The following is a 21535-nucleotide window of genomic DNA, read 5'->3' as shown; positions in this document are numbered from 1 at the left end:
ATACAACATTAAATACAAATCATAAAATCAATTTTGAAATCAATAAAAAGTAAAGAGAAGTAATATGAACCTTTTAAGCAATAAGCCAGGAGGAAGCATTCCCCTGGGTTTTGTCGTCGCTACTACGCTTACCCTTTTTGGGTGTGGTGGAGAGGGCAGTGAAGGAAGTGCCGGAAGCTCAGCAAGTGTTTCCCCTAATACTCAAAGCGCGACGCTTTCCGCTCAAAATGCTACCTACTCGACTGGCTATGCTGAATCGTTCGAGGTTGACCTGTCGTCAAAGGTATTTTCATCAACGGGTGGTGGCTTTGCGCTGAGTGAAGTCGAGGTCTTGTCTAATGATGATAGCTGCCAAGTAGAAAGTATGACGGAAACAGGGTTTGTAATTCAGGCCTTTGATACCAAGGTGTGTGACTATCGATATCATGTGACTCTTAAAACATTGTCGCCAATGAGCCGTATGGCTGAAGCGCCAATGAGTGATAGTAGTAGCTCAGAAGGTTCGAGTTCTGCGGTTACGCGCATTGCGGTAAGTAGTAATCCTAGCTCAACCGAACTGGTTCCAGTAAGTGCAACAACACTGATTAATGAAGATGTGAGTGTTTTACTGAAGGACGAATTGGAGAAAGTCGGCTTTACGTTAGGTGACGAGTTTGTATTAACGGAGCTTACACTACCGTACGGTCGCTCGAGCTCAGTTCAAATAAATAGTACAGATGACCAGACTATGGATTATACCCCGCCGTCAGGTTTTACCGGCATTGACCGTGTTCTTTATACGTTAGAAGACTCGGTTAATGGCCTTGTGCTGATGGGGGTTTTAGATGTTGCGGTGGGCTACGAAGCTAACCAAGGTTTTACGATTGACGATAATATTGTATATCCAGTTGTTGTCAACGTATTGACCGATGAAGAAATCGACATCAGCGGCTTTGTTTCCTCGGACGATAGTGATGATTATCAATTGGTGTATGTTGAATCGTTTAACGCAAAAGCGGTACCTAAAGATCCACTGGACACTCAGAATAAAACGATCGTCTTTCAAGCGTCACAACCAGGTTACCACTATATTAGTTTTGCGGTTAGTGATCATAATGGAGTGTATGACATGGGTTTGATTCGTGTTGAAGTGACCGATCCTAATCAGTCATCAAAATGGGACGACATTTCTCATTTGTTGGATCTCTATATTGGACCACCCACCGCACTTGATGCAGCCGGGCAAGGCTCGCCTTATGATATAAAACTGAACGATGATGGCTACAGCCCAGCGATTGATATGGCTGGTTTTCGTTATCCGTCGGCCGTAGCATACTGCGACACCATCGGTGGTTCAGTGCCGACGTTTGATCAACTTAAGCTGATGGCCACTGATACCGATGTTCAGGCGTTACATAACTGGCCTGTTAAAGCGCAATACCTCGCTTATGATGACGGAGCAGATCTGGTTAAGTGGGTGGATCTTAAAGATGGCAGCACCCTTACAGGCGATGTCGATCCAACATCGGCTTATTATGTGACATGTGTTAAGCAAGGTTTAATTACTGTATTGCCTACCTCAAGCACGGAAGTTGTCGCGGATGGAGTTGATGTTGGTTCTGTATTTGTTGAGTTAAAACTCGGTCAAGAAGTAAGACCAGATACCCTTGTGACGGCTTCTGTCTCTAGCCCAAATGTGACATTGGACAGCGATAACGTTACCACAGACAGCTATGGTATTGCCGAGTTTCGCTTAACCAGTTTAAAAGCGGAAACCGTCACATTAACCCTTGATGTGGGTGGCATTACTCAAGACTATGAAGTTAAGTTTATTGGTGATGAAAAGACGGCTGCAGTGTCATCAGAAGCAACGATTGACACGGTACCTTATACGTCAGTGGAAGGTGGCCAGGTTACTGCGACCTTGACCGATCAAAATAGCAACCCAGTAGAAGGTTACTCAGTCATTTCAGTGGTAAGTACAGAACAGCACCCAGACACCGCAGAAATGGTTACTCCTATCCTTGAAGCGGAAACGACTCAAACCGATGAATCAGGTGAGCAAAAAGTGCGGGTAAAGTGGGATACAAACTATCAAACCCCAACAACGACCATGACCTTTGATGTGGCGTCATCTTACACCACAACAACCAATACACAGACTAATGCGATTAGCCAAGTTACCTTTCATGCCTATTTGTGTGGTGGCCAAGTTGGGGATGATGATCAACAAAACGCCGCGGGTGCCTGTGTTAAAATTGCGGAAAGCGATGGAAAGTTGTTTACCGGTACTCCAAGTGAGAGCTTTTTAAACGCTGTTGGCTATAGTGGTAATTACTACGGTAGTCATGTTGACAATATCCCTTATGGTCCTTCAGGATCGTTTGCAATTTTTAGTGTTACTGAAGCACATAGCCTTTGTGAACATTATAATACACTTGAGCTTAACGGGAGAGATGATTGGGCTTTAGCAAATATAGATGAGTTGACGAGTCTTTTTAATAACTTTGGTCACATGTACACCGCGAAGGGTTGGGCGACCGGCTACTTCTACTGGTCGTCGACGGCTAATGGTTCCGGCTACTACTACAGCGTGGGCCTCACCTATGGCGGCGTCGGCAGCAGCTACCCATCCCGTCAGTACTACGTCTCGTGCGTATCAGGTTCTTAGGGTTCAACGTTCAGAGTTTGCGGCCCGCAGGGCCGTTTTTTCTTTTTATAGAGGGTAGCGGTTTATTTTCTAAACTCAGTAAGGATTAATATGGATATTGAAACAAAACTCAAGCTTAGTCAGCAACAAGGTAAAATTATCGGCATACATGAAGGCATGTTTGTTCGTTTTTATGATCAAGCGCTGTTCGCATGGCAGCAGTGGGTGGTCACTCCCCCCTCTTTGCCTGTTTTAAAAGTGTCAGCTAAAGTGGTTAAAAAACTCGGGTCACAATGTGTTCTATCGGGCGGGTTACCTGTAAGCAGCCTTGCAAAAGTAGGGGTGTTTCCTGACGAAAAGGTATCATCAGCATTGGTTTTTATGCCGATATGTCTAATTGGGAAGAGTGGTATCTATCGCACAAAAACGACTTACCTGTACATGAACGGTCTGACTTAAATCCTAGACTAAAAATAGATAACAGCTTCGCTAAAGTTTGGATGCCACAGTGGTTAGTACACCAGCTAGACGAATGCACACCGGACACATCTAACCCAGAGGGTAGGTTGCTGTTTGATGTTATTCGTTGGACTGAACGGTAGCCTTAGTAATGTTTTTGATAAGGCGATACGCTAAAAACAGGGAACATAGCAGCGTTGCTGCGCCTAGAGAACACCTTTGTTACGGCATTGGTGAGCGGGCCCTGGTATGTTATCGGCACTTATGGCCTTATTAGAGGTAATAAAGGGGGGCAAGTCGAAAGGCAACACTCCGTATAAACAATAAGTGCAAACGTGAAGGGTTGGGCGACCAACAACAACTACTGGTCGTCGACGGCTAATGGTTCCAACTACTACAACGTGAACCTCAACTATGGCAACGTCAACAGCAACAACCCATCCAATCAGAACTACGTCTCGTGCGTATCAGGCTGACATATACTCAGTGTTGTCGCCTTATCAAAAATGACAAGAACGGAGCTTAACGCTCGTATAGTATGCATTGGCAGGGGCTTTGTTGCGTAATTCAATGGAACTAAATCAAGAACCTACGATCTGATCAGCTACCACCACTCTCTCTCGTAGCCTTATGCCTAAACCTTGTTACAAAACAACCAACTGGAAGCAATACAACCAATCGCTCATTAACCGTGGTTCTCTGACCTTCTGGATCGATGAAGAAGCAATAAGTGGGTGGGCGCAAAGCAAACAGAATAAGCGCGGGAGGCCACGTCGGTTCAGTGATTTAGCTATTACGACAGCACTCATGGTGAAACGAGTTTTTTCTATGCCACTGAGAGCGCTGCAAGGATTTATCGACTCGATATTTAGGTTAGCCCATGTGCCGTTAAGTTGTCCGCATTACACCTGCATCAGTCGTAGAGCCAAGCAAGTTGAGGTCTCATTTAAGACTAAAGCGAGAGGAGCGATACAACACCTAGCCATTGATGCAACTGACCGAATGCATTGGTCATATTCAAAGGCAAGTTGTAGGTTGGCGGCGCTGGTTTTTGGACGGGAGTGTTTAAATTCACTGCAAAACACATATTTTGTCAGTTTTATTTAAACTATAACCTATCTTGTAAATGGTATTGATTTCTATCCATCCACCGAGCCTAAGAAGCTTCTTTCTTAAAGACATGATCACCATATTCAATGCATTGTCACAGACGAATGAATTGGGCCATCCCATTTTTAGTAGATGGTGTTTGGTTAAATGCTCCCCTTGATGAGTGAGTAACTCTTTTAGAACTAAAAATTCACTGAGTGTGAGCTGGATGGGTTTTATCGTTGGGTGGTCGGCTAGCGAAATTCTTAGCGACCCTTTATGTAAGATTAAGTGCATAAACAAACAGCCAGTTTAATTATCATACCCGTATTATTTATTTGCTGCGATTACATGCAAGGTCAGGTTGAATATTAATCTGGCTATTATGCCTACTTAATGGGTTTTCCTTTCATATTACACATCAAACGAAACCATTTTATTTGCTGTTTTTGTATTAGTTATTTCAGTTTGTTTAAGTTCAACCTTACAACGTTCGCTTTGTGAGTTGAACGCGACTTGATTGCTAATAGGGTTTGAAGCGCAGTCAGAAGTCGGTACTTTCCCTGTCCAACGCACAGTGACATTTGCGGCCGCCGACTGAAAAGAGATAAGAGTTGCTAATACTGCTGTTGAAATAAAGATTAATGAACGCATATTTAGGCACCTTTTATTAGTGTTGTGTTGATATGCCTAGTTTGGTAGCGATAGGGCAGGTTGTAAAATAAATAGTTATAAATTCAGTTGCATTAAAACTTGAATGGTAATTTGTAGCAGAGGGAATAGTAGGAAACCAAAATAAAGGCTGGCAGTGAAAATTAAAACGGAGTGGGCGATCAAATGAAAGGGGAGGCTAATTTAAAGACGTTAAACTTGAGTGAAATCACTTAAGGACAGCGGGTTAGCCTAATGAGCCGTAGCTAGGAATAGCCACGGCATCAAATTGACCGCATTTGGATTTAACAAGAATCTAAGCTTCGTTAAAACAATATAGGCTAACAATAACTTTGAGCTTGGGTGCGCAATGCATTTTTTAGGTTCGTCGGCAGTTGTGAACGGTGTATACCCTGGATTGCACCCTCTAACGACCAAACTAACTCGATGGTTGGTTTATGGTGGGTATGCTGTTGGATAGCCTCTACAGCACCAATCGTGCCCAGGTTTTTGAGTTTCTCAATGGAGTTTATACCCGCTTTCTCAAGAAGTTGCTCAGTTGAGAATCGCATGTTGGGTAAGTCTTTGAGCCTTTCGGGAGCAGAAATATAACTGCTTCGTGATCTCTTTATTTGCTCTAGTGCGATTTCTGCTTCACATAGAGTCAAAGAATACTTGCTCCAAGGGTTTGCTGGCAACTTGTAATAATCCGCATTCTGACTTACTCCAAGTACGCTCGCATTCACCTTGGGGTAGCCCTTGTTAATAAAGTAGCCTTCTTGTGCCGGTGTTCCTCTGAGGTACAGCTCCCCACTTTTATGTAGAACGAGCAAAACGTGATCTACATAGAAGGCCGTTACGCCAAATATTTGTTTTATAGACACTCGACCTAATTGTTCCAAGCGTCTAAAAGTATGTCTGAAAAGTTGAGCCATTATTTTCACTCGATAATCATAAAAAGTGTGATCTATTGTCCAAATGTAGCCAGCAGTGAATATGGCATAAGCCAAGTTAAAAAACAGACAATGCCATTAGGCATGCCGGTTATTTAAATTCTCGATCTGCCATATCAGTTTTGTAACAGACGGTCAAAATTAAGGGGGGTCACGAAGGCGGGAGAAATTGGTATGTATAGCATCGACACAAATGTATTTTTAATGGCGACGGGTTGTAACTTTCAATCGGATATTGGCGTTCGATTTCGTCAGATTGCTATTAGAAGTTTGCACAAGGTTAATGATGATATTCTTCAAGGAGGTGAGTCCAATCGAGCGCTCGCCCATAAAGTGAAAGGCATTGCGTTATCTTGCGGGGCTACAGAGGTTGCAAGAATTTGTCTTAAATTGGAGCACTACGACGCGGTAATCAATGAAAGTGCAGGAAAAAAGATTTTGATGGATGTGTCTAACGCCATGATTCAACTTTTTGACGCTTAAGTTGGAGGATATGAACGTGTCTTTTAAAAATAAAATCATTTTCACCAACGCAACAATACTGGTTCTATTTGTGGTGTTGCTTACGTACTCCGCTATCGAAATCGTTCAGGTTTCTTCACAAAACCAATTTGAAGAGATAAAGGAGAGCATTACGGGAAATAACAAAAAGCTTCTACTTACCTTTGTGAAAGCTCAAAGTGTAACCCTTGATAAAGAGGTCGAGCTGATCACTGAGGAAGTGGATCATGTGGCGATTGATTTTGCTCATGATTTTGTTAATGAATCGAAAAACGAGGCACTTCGTAATAAACAGCTGGCTTATATCAATACTAAGCTTAAGCCCTTTATCAAAAAGGTGCTTTTTATTGACACTGAACGCAACCAAGAAGTATCTATCACCGAAAATGGTATTGTAAGCCGCTCTATTTCTGTCGATTTTAGTCGCATGATCCACTACAAGAATTTCTATATAGGGAAAGAAGTTAAAGTGGGGCACGTCACTAAGTTTGCCATTTATATCCGTCCAGAGCACTGGGATAACGCGTTACTCAAATTTGATTTAGATTTAGAGTATTTTTCTCGTTCACTGACTTTTGAAAATATGATCGATGAATTCCAATACCGTTATTTCTTAGTAGACGACAGCGGCAAGCTTATCGCGTCGAATCTACAACAGAATGTCGACCAATTGATGTCTGAAAGTGTTTTTGATGAACAAATTCAAAAGAGTGTCGGAAGCCATATCATGTCACATTACTTGGGTAGTTTTGTGGTAAGTGGCGAAAAAGGTGTTTTCAATGTCACTTTTGTTCAGAACCGTCAAACCGGTTGGAGGTTGATTTTAGTCACGCCAGAGCATGTGATTCGTTCCAGTTATGCGACCACCAAAGAGCTGGTTTTATCTGGTGATAACTCGTTGATCAAACGCCTGTTCTTTGCTTATATCCTTTTGCTTGGTCTGTTTTTAGCTATTAACTCAATCGCGGTGAATAAGATGCTGATACCTATTTCTAAATTGATCGCACAAGCTAAATATCTAAAGCAGCGTGATTTTAATAAATCCAGACATACTGTTTATAGTAATGGAGACGAAATTGAACAGCTTTCAAAGGCTTATTCTGAGGCTGGGATCCAGATTCAAAATTTGATTGAAGGGCTTGAATATGAAGTTGAAGAGCGAACGAAGCAGTACGAGATAGCAGCGCAAGAGGCGAGTGAGGCCAATAAACAGAAATCGGTGCTGCTTTCAAATGTGTCCCATGAGGTTCGCACGCCACTGACCGCGATTATTGGTTATACACATATGCTAAGCCATAGCAAAAACTTTGACGAATATCGCCATCAGCTGAACGGTATTTCGAGTGCGAGCAATACTATTTTAGGCATTGTGAATGACCTATTGGATTTTGAAAGAGTAAAAGCAGCAAGCTATTCATTAAACCCTAAATGCCTGTCAGTAATGAGTTTGATGCGCGAAATTGAAAATACGTTTTTTCCGCTTAGCGAGTCTAAACAATTGTCGCTTGATATTATATGCAATGTCGATGCTTCGACAACATTGATGATTGATGAGCTTCGTATTAAGCAAGCAATCAATAATATAGTTTCGAACGCATTGAAGTTTACAAACAAGGGAGGGGTGACAATAGAAGTTTCAACCGACGATAGAGCATTCAATATCTCCGTAAGCGATACTGGAGTCGGTATTCCCCAAGATAAATTGGATGCGGTGTTTAACGGCTTTGAACAGGTTAATCAAGAAGACCAACAGTTTGGTTTTGGCTTGGGCTTGGCGATAACTAAAACCATCGTAGAGTTAATGAAGGGTTCGTTGCGTGTTGAGAGTGTGCTCGGCACCGGTAGTACTTTTGTTATCTCACTCCCAGCTCAAGAAATTATGAATGTTCTTGAGTGTTCTAACGGTGTTGCTGAACAGGTATATAACGTTAGAGAGCGCTTAGACTGCACAAGTAAAAAAGCCTTGATCGTTGATGATGTTGAGTTCAACCGAGAAATTCTAGAGTTCCACTTAAACGAGCTAGGTTGTGAATGCATGACCGCGAATGATGGTTTGGAGGCTTTAGCACTCGCTTCTGAACATGACTTTGATGTTGTACTGACGGATATTTCAATGCCGGTTATGGATGGCATTGAGCTTGCTTCTGAGTTGGAAAAGCGTAAGCCATCGTTACCTATAATTGCCGTTACGGCACGAGCTACCATTCAAGAAGAGGCTCGAATGGACCAATACTTTTCGTGTTATCTAACCAAACCGCTCAACCCGAGCGATCTAAAGCTAAAGCTTCATTGCGCTTTATCAGGTGGTACTTGCTAACTTAGTTAAATACTCCTACCTATAACCTGAGGGTAAGCCATCTTCGGATCTTCATGTATTATTTTCATCTGTTTTTCTGAGAGTTATGGGCATTGTCATCAAGATAATGCCCAAACTGTTATGAAAATAACTATCATCCAATAAGTGTTGAGAGTAGCTGGGCATTTTCAAATTATTCAATCACAGCTTGCCCTTAGCTTTTGTTCGTATCTAATTAAAAATAAGCTAAATCACAATAACGAATAAGAAAATAAAGCTATGTTTGGAAATATTATACGTACGTTTCGTGTTAATAATGGTTTGTCTCAAACTAATTTTGTTGATGCGATTCAAAGAAGTAACTCTAACTTTAACAACCTGGACGTTGTGACACTAAGCCGTTGGGAAAGAGGAGTAACAACTCCCCACTTAAAACGTCAAAACGAGTTACTGGACCTTATTGGAGTCAACATATTTGATGTTTGGGAGGCAAACGACTCACAAACAGTTCTCACAGGGTTAACGAATAAATTTAATAATAACGGTTATATTGATATGAACATGCACGTCCAAACAGAAGTTACGGTGATTAACTCAAATAATTCATTCCTTCTTGGGAAGATTACCAAGTTAATTGATGTCATCTTTGAATATGAGGATAACGTTATGCTCAGTAATTTAGAAGATTTAGGTCTGAGTAGAAAGGTAATTATTGAAAAAATAATAAATCAATATTCTGGAGAGTTAACGCTCGTCACGGTTAATGGGCAATTAATCGGACACTTATTAAGTGCTAACTATAATCTTGCAGCAGATTTTTTGGAGCAAGTCTTAGTATCTAAAGAAGATAGAGCACATTTAGTTGTTACTTTTAACTGCACTCATTATTCGTCATTTACAGACACAATGGGCAGAGAGGCGTACAAGTATCTACAAAGCTTAAATCCAGATAAAGAGTTTTATATACTACTGAAAAGCAAAAGGATTTTTGATCTGTTTTTTTCATTGGGCTGCGAGTATCGAAGTGTAAGAAGTAACGATAGATCAATGAAGGTCATGAACTTGGATTCAAAGAAAATGAAATCACAACGCACTTGGATGGATATTATTGCAAACTATAAAGGTGAAGAGAATGAATAACACAGTATTGATTGTTGACGATGTTGAACTATCGAGAGAGGTCATTAAAAATGCGGTCTCTTTATCTAATAAAAAAACATCTGTACAGTTTGCAGAAAATGCGTTCGATGCAATGAGCAAAATGCAAAACGCATCATTTGATTTGGTGATTATGGACATCATGATGCCCAATGGCGATGGATTTGAACTCTTGAGTATGATGTCGCAACAAAATGTTGAGTCTAAAATAATCATTATTTCAGGTTTGGATAAATCCATTGTTAGCTCGGTGAGTATGCTTGGAAAGCTCTATGAGTTAAATGTTGTCGCTTCACTAGAAAAGCCTATTTGGGCTAACCAAATAAGTGAGTTGGTTGATAAAGCACTTGAAGTTGAAACCATAACCAAAAGCGAGCTTGGCTTTGGTAACCGTGCAACAATCATCGATGACGATTTTCCCATCAATCTGGTTTATCAGCCGCAAGTTGTTTCGGATATAAATGTTATTTCGGGGTTTGAAGTGTTGTCACGATGGTCTGATGAAAACGGGACCTTACTTCCACCGAGCTATTTTTTGCCAGTAATTGAAGAGCTAGGAAAGCAAAAGGTTTTTACCAATATCGTGATAAATAAATTCATTCAGGATTATCATCTCCACTTCAGTGAACTTGATAAATCGTTGAGGTTCTCAATTAATATCGATCCTAATTTACTGACTGATGAATCTGTTGTCGATAATCTACTCGAGATCTATAAGCAAGGTATTGAGCATACTATCGTTGTAGAGCTGACTGAAAAGGGGCTTTCAGGCAATATTGAAAAAGAATTGTTGGCAAATATTTTACGGCTAAGGTTGAATGGTTTTGAGATCTCTATAGATGACTTTGGGATGGAAGCATCGAATATTGAACGTATTGTCAAACTGCCTATTAGTGAGATAAAAATAGATAAAACCATTACATGGGGACTTTGCCATAACATTGATTACATGCAAAAAATCGATGAAGTTAAGAAGCTCGTTTCGGTAAAAAACGCACGTATTATCTATGAGGGTGTTGAAAATAAAGACACCTGTGCATTTCTGGAAGCTCTAGGCGGCTTTAACCAACAAGGTTTTCTTCATGGGGTTCCATCACTACCTGAAATTGTAGTTGAGATGCTCGCAGAGCAAAAGGAGCTAGATTACGTCGCTTCTGAATATACTTCTAATCATTAACAACGTATTAGGGTAACGAGCCAAAGCCAACTCAATGGGCTTTGGCTCTTTTTATTACTTACCACACACCGAACAATTAGGCATCTTCATTAAATTCATTTCACGCCAGCTGTGAGACATGGCATCGAGAATCAAAAGCTTGCCTTGCTTTGGTTGTCCAAACCCGGCAATAACCTTGATAGCTTCCAAAGCCTGAGCCGCGCCAACCATGCCAACAACAGGTGCCATCACACCGGCTTCAACACAGCTTAGAGCAGCGTTGCCGAATAGAGCGCTCAAGCACTGGTAGCAAGGTGCATTTTCATCTTGATAAGTGAATACGCTAATCTGACCTTCCATGCGAATCGCAGCGCCCGATACTAGAGGCGTTTTTGATGCGTAACATAAGCGGTTCAACTGATTGCGCGTTTCGACGTTGTCACTGGCATCAAGAACAAGCGAGTGTGCTTCAATTAACTTGCCAAGTGCCTCGTCATCAAGCCTGTGTTCGACAGTTTCAATCGTCAGATGCGGGTTCAATACCTGCAAAGATTCAGCGGCAGAATCGACCTTCTTCTTACCAATATCAGTATCGGTGTGAAGTACTTGTCGCTGCAAATTTGAAAGCTCGACAACATCGTCGTCGATCAGCATTAGCTTACCAATGCCCGCAGTCGCAAGGTATTGAGCAGAGGCACAGCCTAAACCACCCGCACCTAACACTAAGATTGAACTCTGTTTCAGCGCTTCTTGACCTTCAAAATCAAACTGTTTGAGAATGATCTGGCGATTGTAACGAAGCATCTCTGCGTCAGACAGTATTTCCATCAGCAAGCCTCGTTAGTAAAGCGTGGAGTTAAACAGTTGAATCTGAACCGTTTCACCGACTTCAACACGGCCACGTTCGCGCTCTAGTACCACAAAGCAGTTTGCTAAGCTCATTGAGCGGAAAGCGCCAGAGCTTTGGTTACCTGTTGTTTCTACTACAAACTTACCGTTTTCAATCGAGTAAATACCACGTTGATAATCAGTACGGCCTGGGCCTTTTTTGAATGCAGATTTAGTGATCGCAGGAATCGATTCTGGTGCTGTCCACGCAGTGTGACCGGCAAGTTTAGCCAGCATAGGTTGAACTAACACATACATAGTCATCATTGCAGACACTGGGTTACCCGGTAGGCCACAGAACCAAGCGTTATCCAACTCACCAAATGCGAACGGTTTACCTGGTTTGATAGCTAGCTTCCAGAAGCCGATTTGGCCGAGTTCTTCCAAAATATCTTTGGTGTAATCCGCTTCACCCACACTCACACCGCCAGAAGTCACAACAACATCCGCGAGTTCTTGAGCTTTCTCGAAGGTTTCTTTAAGCGTTGCAGGGCAATCAGGGATGATGCCTAGGTCAATCGCTTCACAACCAAACGCTTCAATCAGCGGTTTGATACCGTAGCGGTTGCTGTCGTAGATCTGACCATCTTCAAGAGGCTGACCTAATGGCTTGAGCTCATCGCCAGTAGAGAAGAAAGCGACTTTAGGTTTGTGTGCCACAGTTACATGACTCACACCGAGCGAAGCAATCATTGGAATGTCACGAGGTGTTAAACGTTCGCCACGGCTAAGAACGATATCGCCTTGCTTGATGTCGTCACCGGTAGGGCGAATGTTATTGTTCAGCTTGATGTCGTCTTGCTGAATCTCAATGCCAGCGTCAGTTTCAGCAGTGTTTTCTTGCATGATTACGACGTCACAACCTTCCGGGATCTTTGCGCCAGTCATAATGCGAATACAGGTGTTTGCTGGCCATTCACCTTCAAAAGGTTGACCTGCAAAGGACTTGCCCGCTAAAGGCAGCACTTTACTGTTCTCTAGGTCTGCTAAGCGCAGTGCATAGCCGTCCATTGCTGAGTTATCAAAAGGAGGTACGAAAATAGGGGATAGAATATCTTCAGCAAGTACGTAACCCAATGCTTCTGCCAATGGCAGTGATAAGGTCGTTCGAATAGGTTGAATTGGCGATAGCAGCTTATCTAGTGCTTCTTCAATTGGCATCAAGCCCGGAGCGTCGCAACAGCCCATAATTGAAATCCTTTGATCGTTATTGTTTTGGTTTTGTGGTTGGCAATGGTGGTTAAATAATGATCAGAACACCTGGTTCGCCAACGAAATTCTAGCCACTCTAGCACAGTTTAAGCCCCGTAAATAATGACCTCCCTTAAAATATGGGTGTATTTATTCAAAATTCCGAGTATCCTTGTTTGCCATCCAGAAGGGGTAATAAAAGAGGAAGTTCAATGTCAGGTCTTAGCGAATCAGCGAAGTTGGTTAAAGATGCGCTAGCAAGCCGTGGTTTAGAGACACCAATGAGTCCAAACCAGGTTAGCCGAGAAGAGAAAAAGGAACGAATCGAACACCATATGCGTGAGATTCTCACTCTCCTTGAACTTGATCTTACGGACGATAGTCTGGAAGAAACACCGCAACGTATTGCTAAAATGTACGTGGATGAAATTTTCTCTGGTTTGGATTACGCCAATTTCCCTAAAATTACGGTAATCGAAAACAAGATGGGCGTTCGTGAGATGGTACGAGTAAAAGACATTACCGTGACCAGTACTTGTGAGCACCACTTAGTGACGATTGATGGTAAGACTGCGGTCGCTTATATCCCTCGTGGGAAAATCATCGGCCTTTCAAAGATTAACCGTATTGTTCGATTCTTTGCTCAGCGCCCACAAGTTCAAGAACGTATGACGCAGCAGATCCTTGTTGCACTGCAAACGCTACTCGAAACTGATGACGTTGCTGTCACCATGGATGCGGTTCACTACTGCGTGAAATCACGCGGTGTAATGGACGCGACTAGCGAAACGACAACAACAGCTCTGGGCGGTATCTTCAGATCAAACCCAGCAACGCGCCACGAATTCTTACACGGCCTGCGTTAATACTTTTCGTTATTGGATGCACGTGATTTAGCCTTTGTAAATTGAAGTTCGTTGAAAATATTCTAAGCCTCGCTTTATGCGGGGCTTTTTTACGCCTGCAATGAAGTCAACTGTAATGGCTGAGAATGCTGTTATTCCCTAAAGTGAAGAATGAGCGACTTATTCACTTTCGCCATTCCCTAAAGTGAGGAATGAACGTAATAGGGAATCTGTTGCGGCCAAGCAGAAAAAGCACGCTCTATATCTTAACGTTTGTTGAAAGCATATAGAGCGTAACTAGAATCAGTCGCTGGTGGGAGTGCTTAAGAAAGGTTAAACAAACGCTTTAAGTGGTGAACAATACCTGATGGCTTGTTCTCGGCTTGATAGATGTTCAAACCATCGTAAAAACTGGCCATGAACTCTACGCGAATCTCATCATCACTGCTTCTCGATATACGAGACAATAGCGTAGCGGCTACAGCTGCGTGATCATTGGCTAGGCTGTAATCCATTCCTAGTCGTCCTTGAATGAACAACCACAAATGCGTGACTAGTTTTAACTGTTGAGCGTTAGAGTTTTGAAACTTGTCACTGTGCTCAGTGCCCACAGTATTATCGAATACATTTTGCATCGTCTCATTCGCTTCTTTATAGCTTTCAAAGCGATAGCTTGCATCGATATGTACCTTGGTTAACAGGCCAAGCAACGTCTGACGTGCAGAGTTGTCAGGCTTGTTCTCGCAAGCGTGTTTGAACAGAGCGTGGTTTTCATCAATAAATGACGACAGCTCTTTCTCGTAGCCTGTCGAGAGCGCTTTGACTGAACCTAAACCTGCTTCTTTTAAACACTGGTGAAGCTTGGTTCTAGCTTGTTGTTTAGCTTTGATTTCTTGCTGCGCGTCGGCTTGTTGCTTGGCTTCTTCTAGCTGGCTAGCTGCTGTTTGCGAATTATTCGGGGTTGGACGCTCAGTCATTACTCTGTAGCTCTTCCCACGTTACTTCTGCCGATTGAGTATCGCTGTTAATGAAAGCAGAGTTACCCGTCAGCATGACTGAAAGATCCATCGTACGTTGTGTCATGGCTGCTAGCTGCTCAATACCATCGTTGTCTAGACGAACGATCTGAGCTTTTAGGTAGCCGAATTTACCTTTGTTCTGCTCCCACCAAACGTTTGATTTAGTGTTGAAGCTGAATACGCGTACTGATTTAGATAGGCGAGTTGCCTTCTTAACACGCTCTGGATCGGGTTCGCCCACATCGACCCATTCTAGGATTTGATCGTCTAACGACTTCTGCCATAAATCGGGTTCTTCAATGCTAGACAATCCTTTAGTGAACTCAAGTTCAGGAGATGCATTGATACAGAAAGCCATGATTCGAGCCATCATTCGCTGTTCTGTTTCAGAAGGGTGTTGTGCAACCGTTAGATTGAAAGAGTCGTAATAGTCGCGATTCATATCGGTTAAAGAGATACGAAACTTGTAGATTGTGGGTTTTAGAGCCATGTGATGTAAGGGTTCCAATCGGATGAGGTGTACTATAGGTGTACCAATGAGTTTTTTGAAATCACAGCCTATAGATAAGTTGCGCTTAGTATAAACGAAGTGGGGCAGTTAGCTAGCAAGATGAGACTTTTGGTACACCCCAATTGTTTTAAGCACTTATGGCGAACTAACGAGAAAGGGATCACATGACAGTAAGGTGTACTTCGTCAATCAAGTCTTGGGCTGAAAGTAGTACTTCTGACTCTTCGGTACTTAGTGGCGCGTTTGCTTGCTGCAGCGCGTACAGGTAATCGAATTTTACGAAGAAGTCGTAGAGTAATGGGGTGATGTTGTTATTGGTTGCGTCTATATATTGCTCTAGTGTTTCGTTTGAACAGTATGCCCCTTCATCGCCTCCTAGAGCACTGACAATAGATACACGGACGAAATGGAAAAATGGTTCTAATTCAGGTGGGTTAACGACCATTCTAGCTCTCCTTATTAACTTAGCTTTATTCTTGAACTAGCATTGAAAAATTCGCAAGCACATCTGTTTGGGGAGCCGAGTGACTTAACAAAGAACGAGCATTTACTAATACAAAGCCCTTATTCAAATGGATAAGGGCTTTTGTTGAAGCAAGTTGCATTATTCCCACTACACTAGGAGATACCTAGGTTCTAATTTGAAAGGAATACTTTTGAGGTGAAAATGCATCCCAACGGGCTTGCTCAATAGTCAGGATTTAGTGTCAGCTACCCAATACCTTAATCCTTATTTTTATTATTCCCCATAGCAAATAGCCAAACCGTCTTTCATTTGCTGCTGTACATGCGTAGATACAAATTGTGGAACTGAATTACGGTTAAGAATCATGTAGATTGGTTTAAGGCTACTAATCACGCTTTCTTGAGCTGCTTCTAATTCAAAGGATGCAGGAATACCACCAAATGGATCTGAGATATCATTTGCTCGCTGTTTTAGAAGCATTGCATGGGATACTTTTAAGTAATGTTTCCTTAAAGCAAAAGTTAAGTCTTTCAAGTCGTCACTAGTAAAATTATTAGTGAATTTAGATATCCTTTCGTCAACAGTATTTTGATAACATTCATTGCTCATCTGAAGCTCTTCGTTTGGGCCTTTAGCTGCACACCCGGCTAAAACAGTAACCAAAACAATGATAACAATAGTTCTCAGGTTCAAATTATCCTCCTTGTTCAGACAATAAACATAACGCGTTATAGCCTGAATTATTCCATGTTTGTATTCCGTCTATGTTGATGTCATTCATTATAAAACTCAACCAGTATCAATGCGTTGTGTGAATCCAAAAAGTATTTCGGAAGAAAGCTACTGAACATTGCTGTATCGCTAATCACTACATGGATTAGATTAATTTGGTCTGCTCTAGAGATTCGTGATAGTTAGTTCGGCGAACCTAAGAAGGTTTTAGCAAAAAACGTTTTAGTGGCTTCGCGAGATTAAAACTTAGCAAGTCAGTTCGTCGTGGCTAAAGAACAAATCTGTTAACCGACTTAATCAAATATTATATTGCTAGATCATGGAAACTGTCATGATGAAGCGCCGAGTGGGCTTCTCACTTCGCGGTTCCAACTGTATTGTCTGGCAGCCTTTCTTTTAATCTAGATATAAGGAACTCTTCTAATGCCGAAGCTTCAAAAAATAGCTCTTTAGGAACAGCCCAAGTTACTATTCCTGTTGGTGTTTTACTCCATTTATGTCCAGGCTTTGGTATTGCTGATTTTCGGTCTGCGCTATAGCTAAAGTAATGGCTTAATCGATAACCTAAATTTTGTAGCGATGCTTTACCAATGTAGAGTACTTCATGATCTGAGAGTATTGCATATACACCACGCTCATCGTTATTTGGCCAAGTTTCAGGCCAATGAGATTCCGCGTTAAGAACTTTATTTTGATCCGAAGATAAACTATACAACCCGCTTCCGCGTATCTGGGGGAGTTCAGCTCTACGATAAGTTGAGCTAAAGTGTGCAATCAGGTTCTCAATCTCTTTCAGTGTTGCCATAAAATCTCCTACCACACCTCAGTGCAAGCTGTGTTTTTAGTCTCAGTAATAATGCATAACGCAACTGGAATTGCGACGGTATCTTTATTTTAACGTGCCTAATACTCTATCCATTGAACGTCTATCGTGTCACGTACAGAAAACAACAACCATCACTCGGCAGTCCTTTATACCAAAAAGATTGAGGAGGTAATTGTATGAATCTATACCAACATTAGCCCCGATAGTAATAGTGACTAATTCCATCTGCGTGTTATCAATTTTTCTCGCTATAAGACTCGTCTGTTTATGCAGCTTTCGATTTGAGATACGAAGTCGACTAGCAATTACAGCATCTCTTATATCATTACATCGCGACTGATTAGAGAAATTTATCATCTCAGTCCAGTTGAGTGATGAAAGTTTAGATTTGTAATGGCGAAGTAATATGGGGGATGTGTGTTGCTTGAATTTCATAAGACCTCCATGGATTGTTGGTATATAAGGGTTGGAAAACTCGTTTGGGGTGGGTGTTTGTGAAAATTCTCCCAGAGTTATCCTAAACACACACTGGATCGTCAGGATTATTAATTTCACCAATACTTTAGCGCAATTCATTTTAGGGCAGAAATGCGTTGACTCGTTTTTGCAAGAGCCTGTGCTCACTAAGAGACTTTGTCGTATAGCTCAAACATGAACTCAGAACTCACACCCTACCATTGGGCGTGAGCAAGAAGTTCAACAAAGAAAGCTAAAAGCTTGTCGCCATATTCCCCACATCCAAATTTAAGTCGGTGCCTTTTTCACTTTGCGCTTTCTCAATCGCAACGGGCTTATCTGATTTGATGGTCAATGACACTTCAGATTTACTTTTCACGGTTTGGTTGCCCAATGGGCTATACGCTGTGTTTCCCTTAAGAGGCTGAATCCCTCCGGTTTGATAAGCGTGGTAACCTCGCTCAGTTTGGGTTCGCTCCGTTCGGTTTTGGGTTTCATTGGTCGTGATTCCAAGTGTGGCACTCTTATCTTCGATACGATTGAGTTTAGCGGCTAAGTTATCGACTTCTTGGCCAGCTTCATCGGTTTGAATTTTCCACCCGTCAGGGATAAGTGCATCTGGCAGTTTGTTGATTAGCGCTTTGAATTTATCCCACAACCAGCCAATGCCATCACCAATCCATTTAATGACTTTATCTAAGCCAATGAACTTATCGATTAAATAAGTAATCGCGATTACTGCAGCGGCAACAGCGGCCACCATGAGCCCGATTGGGTTTGCTAAAACGGCAGCATTCAAAGCAATCAACGCCACTTTTAGAATGGCGACCGTCGCCAGAATCCCTTTGAAGTTTTGCGCTAACCAAATAAGCCCTTTACCTAGCAGTTCAAAACCTTGATAAAGGCCGTCTACGGTTTGAATAAGCTTTTCGATAAAATCGGTTCGCCAGGCTGCGTTCTTAAACTTCTCAGAAAACTGGGTGAATGCTTTGGTTGCTTTTTCCATGATGGGTGCAAGTGCTGCAAACTTCATAGAGCGAACGCTTTCTTCGATTTTTTGCAGAGCATCGTTGTAGGCTTCAGCTTTCGCCGCATCTTCTGCAGTCGCACCGCCACCCAGTGCATTGAGTTCTTTTCTTGCTGCTGTTAACCCTTCTGTGCCTTCACGTAACATGATCAGCATTTTGCGACCGTCTTGTCCAAAGGCCGCGTCCGCAAAAGCCATTTGCTCTTGTGGCGTTTCAAGCTGAGAGAACTCTTCAAGGAGCATCTCATAAGCCTGCTTAGTGTCTTTCGCGCCCTGTAAGTCTTTATGCAGCGCGTTCTCACTCTTCTTGAGGTAAGAGCCTAACGCACCTGAACCCGTTTGTTGCAACACGCCAAGTCGCTTGGTAAAGCGAAGCATCGAGTTAGACAGTGCATCAGAGCTTACCCCGGCATGTTCAGCTTGGGATTGCATGGCTTGAAGTTCTTCAATAGGTAATTTTAGGTTAGCTGATGTCTTTGCCAAGTTGTCCATTTCACCTGCTGCACCGTTCACTTGTGTTACTAACCCAGCAAAGCTCAAACCACTTAACAGCGCGGCTCCTTTTCCTGCCGCTGCAGCGCCGACCTTTGGAAATTTGATGGAACGGTTCAGCTTTTGAATCGGGCTCATGACTCTTTGTAAGGTGGTATAACGCTTACTAAGCCTGCCAATTTCCTTACCGTGCTTCTTGTAACTTCGATTCAGTCGGTCGTACTCATCATCAAGATTCCCTGTATTTACTCCTGTCTTTTTTAACTGGGTATCGAGCTTCTCTAAATGGGATTTGTAACCCTCTTGCTCAGTGTTCAGTTTGCTCAGCTTAGCTTGCTGCTTTGTGATTTTCTCCGTGAGCGCAGCGCTTGGGGATTCAACGCCTGCTGCTTTTACTTTTAACTCCTCAAGCTTTTCGCTGACTGCATCAACAGCAATGGCGTTCTTGTCCATTGCTGTTCGTGACGTTTTTAAAGAATCAATCATCCCCATTGCTGCAGAGTCATCAGCCTGTGTCTTCTGTACCTTTTTGATGGACTTGGCGTAATAGTCACTCTCGCCACTCATCCCTTTGAGAACAGCTGAAGTTTTATCTTTCATATCCATGAGAACAGACAGTTTCATTTTCATTCTGGATAGCCTTTTGTTGATACAAAAAAAGAGAGCTCATTCGCTCTCTTGTGGTGTTTGTTCGTGCCTTTGTCTGGCCAGCTCTCGAAACAGTAATAGATCGTCGTAGCTGAGTTTGTCTATTTCGCTTGGGGGCCAATGAAACACAAGGGCGATATCTGCGTAATAGTCTTCAACTCGATCTATTACTATTCCGTCGCGACGAAAAAAGAGGCAAGCGTCGTGAGCAATGGCGCCCAGTTCTCTGGAGGCATATTGATAATGTCACGCTCGTTCAAGCAAGAGATTCGAGGTAATAGGGTTTGTCCCGCGTCAAACTTCATTCCGCACACATCTATCAAGCTTAACCCGCGCAAATGCCCAGAGTGTGGCTTGCTGATATCAATATGCGTCAACGCTTTGCCGTCTTTTTCAATTGGCGAGGCCAGTTCAGCGACCTTGACTTGTGACTCGTCTTTAATGGGGTTGGTCATAACCAAGCTCCTTTTGTAATGCTTCTAGTTTCTTCTTCACGCCGCCTTTTTGTGGATCTAGCTTCATCACTAGCTCAAACAGGTTGTGCGCCTTTTCTTTGTCGCCTGCTTCAAAGTGCCAATCACCGACTAGGCGGAACATCTTCACTTTGAGTGGGGCGTTAGTAGCAAGTTCGCCAGCTAGTAAGTCACTCACGGCTTTGAGTAGGTATTCACGCTTGTACGCTTTCTTTTCGGTATGCGCTTTGTGCGTGTACTTAAAGACGTAATCACAAAACCCTGTTTGACCATTCACTTTGAAATTAGCCGGTGTTTCTAATCCGCCATCGATGGCCGCTCGAAAGTCATCGTGGATCTCTTCAAACTGGCCAAGGTCAAAGTGCCACATATAAAAGCACCACATCACATCGAGGTTGCCGTAGTCGCCTTTGTGGGTGTCCAGTAGCTTTTCAACCAATGGTCGGTACTTGTTAATGAGTTCTTGCTTGTACGGATCTTTCTCTTTCGAACCAGACAAGGTGCGCAAGTAGCTTTGGTCTTGCTTAAACACGAGTTGCGTTTCTTCCCAGGGTCTATCAACAAAAGCGGTGCGAACGGCTTGGCTTACTGTTGACTCGTTTATAGAGTCAACACTGTCGATAGCTTCAAAGGCTTTAACCGGTTCTGGCTTTGCCTTCTGAGCCTCTCGTTTCATCAGTATGGATAACATGTTCTTTCTCCTCACTGTGGGATGAGCTCGTCACCGTTAAAGAGCACTTCAAGCTGGCCATCTTTTACCGCAACGGTAAGCGGGTCGACTGTCCATGCGCCTTTCAGGGTGTAAGCGCGGTTTGTGTTCGTTTCTAAGGTGATGTCTTCACCCACAAAATCAGCAATGGCTTTCTCATCGGTGTCTTGAGCGTGAATGATGGTGCATTTGATGAAAGGCGCATCCGAGAATTGTTCAGAGAAACCCAAAGGGCCATCGTCACCCATTATGGTTTCGCGCTTCATGTTGCCAAGGCCATATTCCGCCCCTTCTTTGATGGGAAGGCGCCCCAGTGAGCCTGCGTTAAGGACAGCACGGCTAGTAATTTTTGTTCCCATG

General features: G+C 42.7%; 23 protein-coding genes and 1 pseudogene. 9 read left to right on the top strand and 15 right to left on the bottom strand.

What is annotated here, in order from left to right:
• The first annotated feature begins 64 nt into the window (after positions 1-64).
• The 4 genes and pseudogenes from AB4274_RS13835 to AB4274_RS13820 form a co-directional block, all read left to right on the top strand.
• Positions 65-2650 carry a DUF1566 domain-containing protein gene (locus tag AB4274_RS13835; RefSeq protein WP_372112363.1) on the top strand — a complete coding sequence of 862 codons (2586 nt, stop codon included), beginning with the start codon at positions 65-67 and terminating at the stop codon, positions 2648-2650.
• Between the two features lie 90 nt (positions 2651-2740).
• A complete protein-coding gene (locus AB4274_RS13830; RefSeq protein WP_137001854.1) occupies positions 2741-3088 on the top strand; it encodes a hypothetical protein in 348 nt (115 codons plus the stop codon).
• Between the two features lie 335 nt (positions 3089-3423).
• Positions 3424-3564 carry a DUF1566 domain-containing protein gene (locus tag AB4274_RS13825; protein WP_137001855.1) on the top strand — a complete coding sequence of 47 codons (141 nt, stop codon included), beginning with the start codon at positions 3424-3426 and terminating at the stop codon, positions 3562-3564.
• A 154-nt stretch (positions 3565-3718) separates the two neighbouring features.
• Positions 3719-4084, top strand: a pseudogene (locus AB4274_RS13820) (IS5 family transposase); the annotation flags it as partial.
• Between the two features lie 75 nt (positions 4085-4159).
• On the opposite strand, the gene AB4274_RS13815 reads toward AB4274_RS13820, so the two are convergent.
• The 3 genes from AB4274_RS13815 to AB4274_RS13805 form a co-directional block, all read right to left on the bottom strand.
• Entirely contained in the window at positions 4160-4474 is a 315-nt protein-coding gene (locus AB4274_RS13815) for a helix-turn-helix domain-containing protein (RefSeq protein ID WP_017061716.1), read from the bottom strand.
• 117 nt (positions 4475-4591) lie between these two features.
• Positions 4592-4831 carry a hypothetical protein gene (locus tag AB4274_RS13810; RefSeq protein WP_017061717.1) on the bottom strand — a complete coding sequence of 80 codons (240 nt, stop codon included), beginning with the start codon at positions 4829-4831 and terminating at the stop codon, positions 4592-4594.
• A 338-nt stretch (positions 4832-5169) separates the two neighbouring features.
• Positions 5170-5763, bottom strand: a complete 594-nt coding sequence (locus AB4274_RS13805; protein ID WP_137001856.1) for a TfoX/Sxy family DNA transformation protein — start codon at positions 5761-5763, stop codon at positions 5170-5172.
• Positions 5764-5955: 192 nt separating this feature from the next.
• Here AB4274_RS13805 and AB4274_RS13800 point away from each other — a divergent pair, with 192 nt between their 5' ends.
• The 4 genes from AB4274_RS13800 (at position 5956) to AB4274_RS13785 (ending at position 10913) form a co-directional block, all read left to right on the top strand.
• The gene (locus tag AB4274_RS13800; RefSeq protein WP_017061719.1) at positions 5956-6264 is read left to right on the top strand and encodes an Hpt domain-containing protein; all 309 of its coding nucleotides are present in this window, start codon (positions 5956-5958) and stop codon (positions 6262-6264) included.
• 10 nt (positions 6265-6274) lie between these two features.
• A complete protein-coding gene (locus tag AB4274_RS13795) occupies positions 6275-8599 on the top strand; it encodes an ATP-binding protein (protein WP_372074864.1) in 2325 nt (774 codons plus the stop codon).
• Positions 8600-8857: 258 nt separating this feature from the next.
• The gene (locus AB4274_RS13790; RefSeq protein WP_372074863.1) at positions 8858-9718 is read left to right on the top strand and encodes a helix-turn-helix transcriptional regulator; all 861 of its coding nucleotides are present in this window, start codon (positions 8858-8860) and stop codon (positions 9716-9718) included.
• Positions 9711-10913, top strand: a complete 1203-nt coding sequence (locus tag AB4274_RS13785) for an EAL domain-containing protein (RefSeq protein WP_017061722.1) — start codon at positions 9711-9713, stop codon at positions 10911-10913. The genes AB4274_RS13790 and AB4274_RS13785 overlap by 8 nt, the downstream gene beginning before the upstream one ends.
• Positions 10914-10967: 54 nt before the next feature.
• Here AB4274_RS13785 and moeB read toward each other — a convergent pair whose 3' ends face one another.
• Positions 10968-11720 (bottom strand): molybdopterin-synthase adenylyltransferase MoeB, encoded by a 753-nt coding sequence (gene moeB / locus AB4274_RS13780; RefSeq protein WP_372112360.1) that lies wholly within the window; start codon positions 11718-11720, stop codon positions 10968-10970.
• A 12-nt stretch (positions 11721-11732) separates the two neighbouring features.
• Positions 11733-12968, bottom strand: a complete 1236-nt coding sequence (gene moeA, locus AB4274_RS13775) for a molybdopterin molybdotransferase MoeA (protein WP_372112358.1) — start codon at positions 12966-12968, stop codon at positions 11733-11735.
• 215 nt (positions 12969-13183) lie between these two features.
• Here moeA and folE point away from each other — a divergent pair, with 215 nt between their 5' ends.
• A complete protein-coding gene (gene folE, locus AB4274_RS13770; protein WP_017061725.1) occupies positions 13184-13837 on the top strand; it encodes a GTP cyclohydrolase I FolE in 654 nt (217 codons plus the stop codon).
• Positions 13838-14139: 302 nt separating this feature from the next.
• Here folE and AB4274_RS13765 read toward each other — a convergent pair whose 3' ends face one another.
• From AB4274_RS13765 to AB4274_RS13720, 10 genes are all read right to left on the bottom strand, one after another.
• Entirely contained in the window at positions 14140-14793 is a 654-nt protein-coding gene (locus AB4274_RS13765) for a hypothetical protein (RefSeq protein ID WP_241910572.1), read from the bottom strand.
• A complete protein-coding gene (locus AB4274_RS13760; protein WP_017061727.1) occupies positions 14786-15325 on the bottom strand; it encodes a YaeQ family protein in 540 nt (179 codons plus the stop codon). Before AB4274_RS13760 ends, AB4274_RS13765 begins: the two co-directional genes overlap by 8 nt.
• 181 nt (positions 15326-15506) lie before the next feature.
• On the bottom strand, positions 15507-15791 hold the full coding sequence (locus tag AB4274_RS13755; RefSeq protein ID WP_372112357.1) for a hypothetical protein: 285 nt from the start codon (positions 15789-15791) through the stop codon (positions 15507-15509).
• Positions 15792-16085: 294 nt separating this feature from the next.
• Complete coding sequence (locus AB4274_RS13750) at positions 16086-16505, bottom strand: hypothetical protein (protein ID WP_372112355.1); 420 nt, start codon at positions 16503-16505, stop codon at positions 16086-16088.
• A 394-nt stretch (positions 16506-16899) separates the two neighbouring features.
• Entirely contained in the window at positions 16900-17349 is a 450-nt protein-coding gene (locus tag AB4274_RS13745; RefSeq protein ID WP_372112353.1) for a hypothetical protein, read from the bottom strand.
• 730 nt (positions 17350-18079) lie between these two features.
• A complete protein-coding gene (locus AB4274_RS13740; protein WP_372112351.1) occupies positions 18080-19975 on the bottom strand; it encodes a hypothetical protein in 1896 nt (631 codons plus the stop codon).
• A gap of 36 nt (positions 19976-20011) precedes the next feature.
• Entirely contained in the window at positions 20012-20131 is a 120-nt protein-coding gene (locus AB4274_RS13735) for a GpE family phage tail protein (protein WP_258182968.1), read from the bottom strand.
• Positions 20132-20163: 32 nt separating this feature from the next.
• A complete protein-coding gene (locus tag AB4274_RS13730; RefSeq protein WP_102550667.1) occupies positions 20164-20448 on the bottom strand; it encodes a phage tail assembly protein in 285 nt (94 codons plus the stop codon).
• Entirely contained in the window at positions 20432-21157 is a 726-nt protein-coding gene (gpM, locus tag AB4274_RS13725) for a phage terminase small subunit (RefSeq protein WP_372112349.1), read from the bottom strand. The genes AB4274_RS13730 and gpM overlap by 17 nt, the downstream gene beginning before the upstream one ends.
• 11 nt (positions 21158-21168) lie before the next feature.
• A complete protein-coding gene (locus tag AB4274_RS13720) occupies positions 21169-21534 on the bottom strand; it encodes a phage tail tube protein (protein WP_017109406.1) in 366 nt (121 codons plus the stop codon).
• Position 21535 lies beyond the last annotated feature (1 nt).

The sequence above is a fragment of the Vibrio sp. 10N.261.55.A10 genome, from assembly GCF_041470825.1.
GTDB classification, from domain to species: domain Bacteria; phylum Pseudomonadota; class Gammaproteobacteria; order Enterobacterales; family Vibrionaceae; genus Vibrio; species Vibrio crassostreae_C.
Note: the sequence above shows the minus strand (reverse complement) of the source record. Positions and strands in the feature narration are given on the sequence as shown.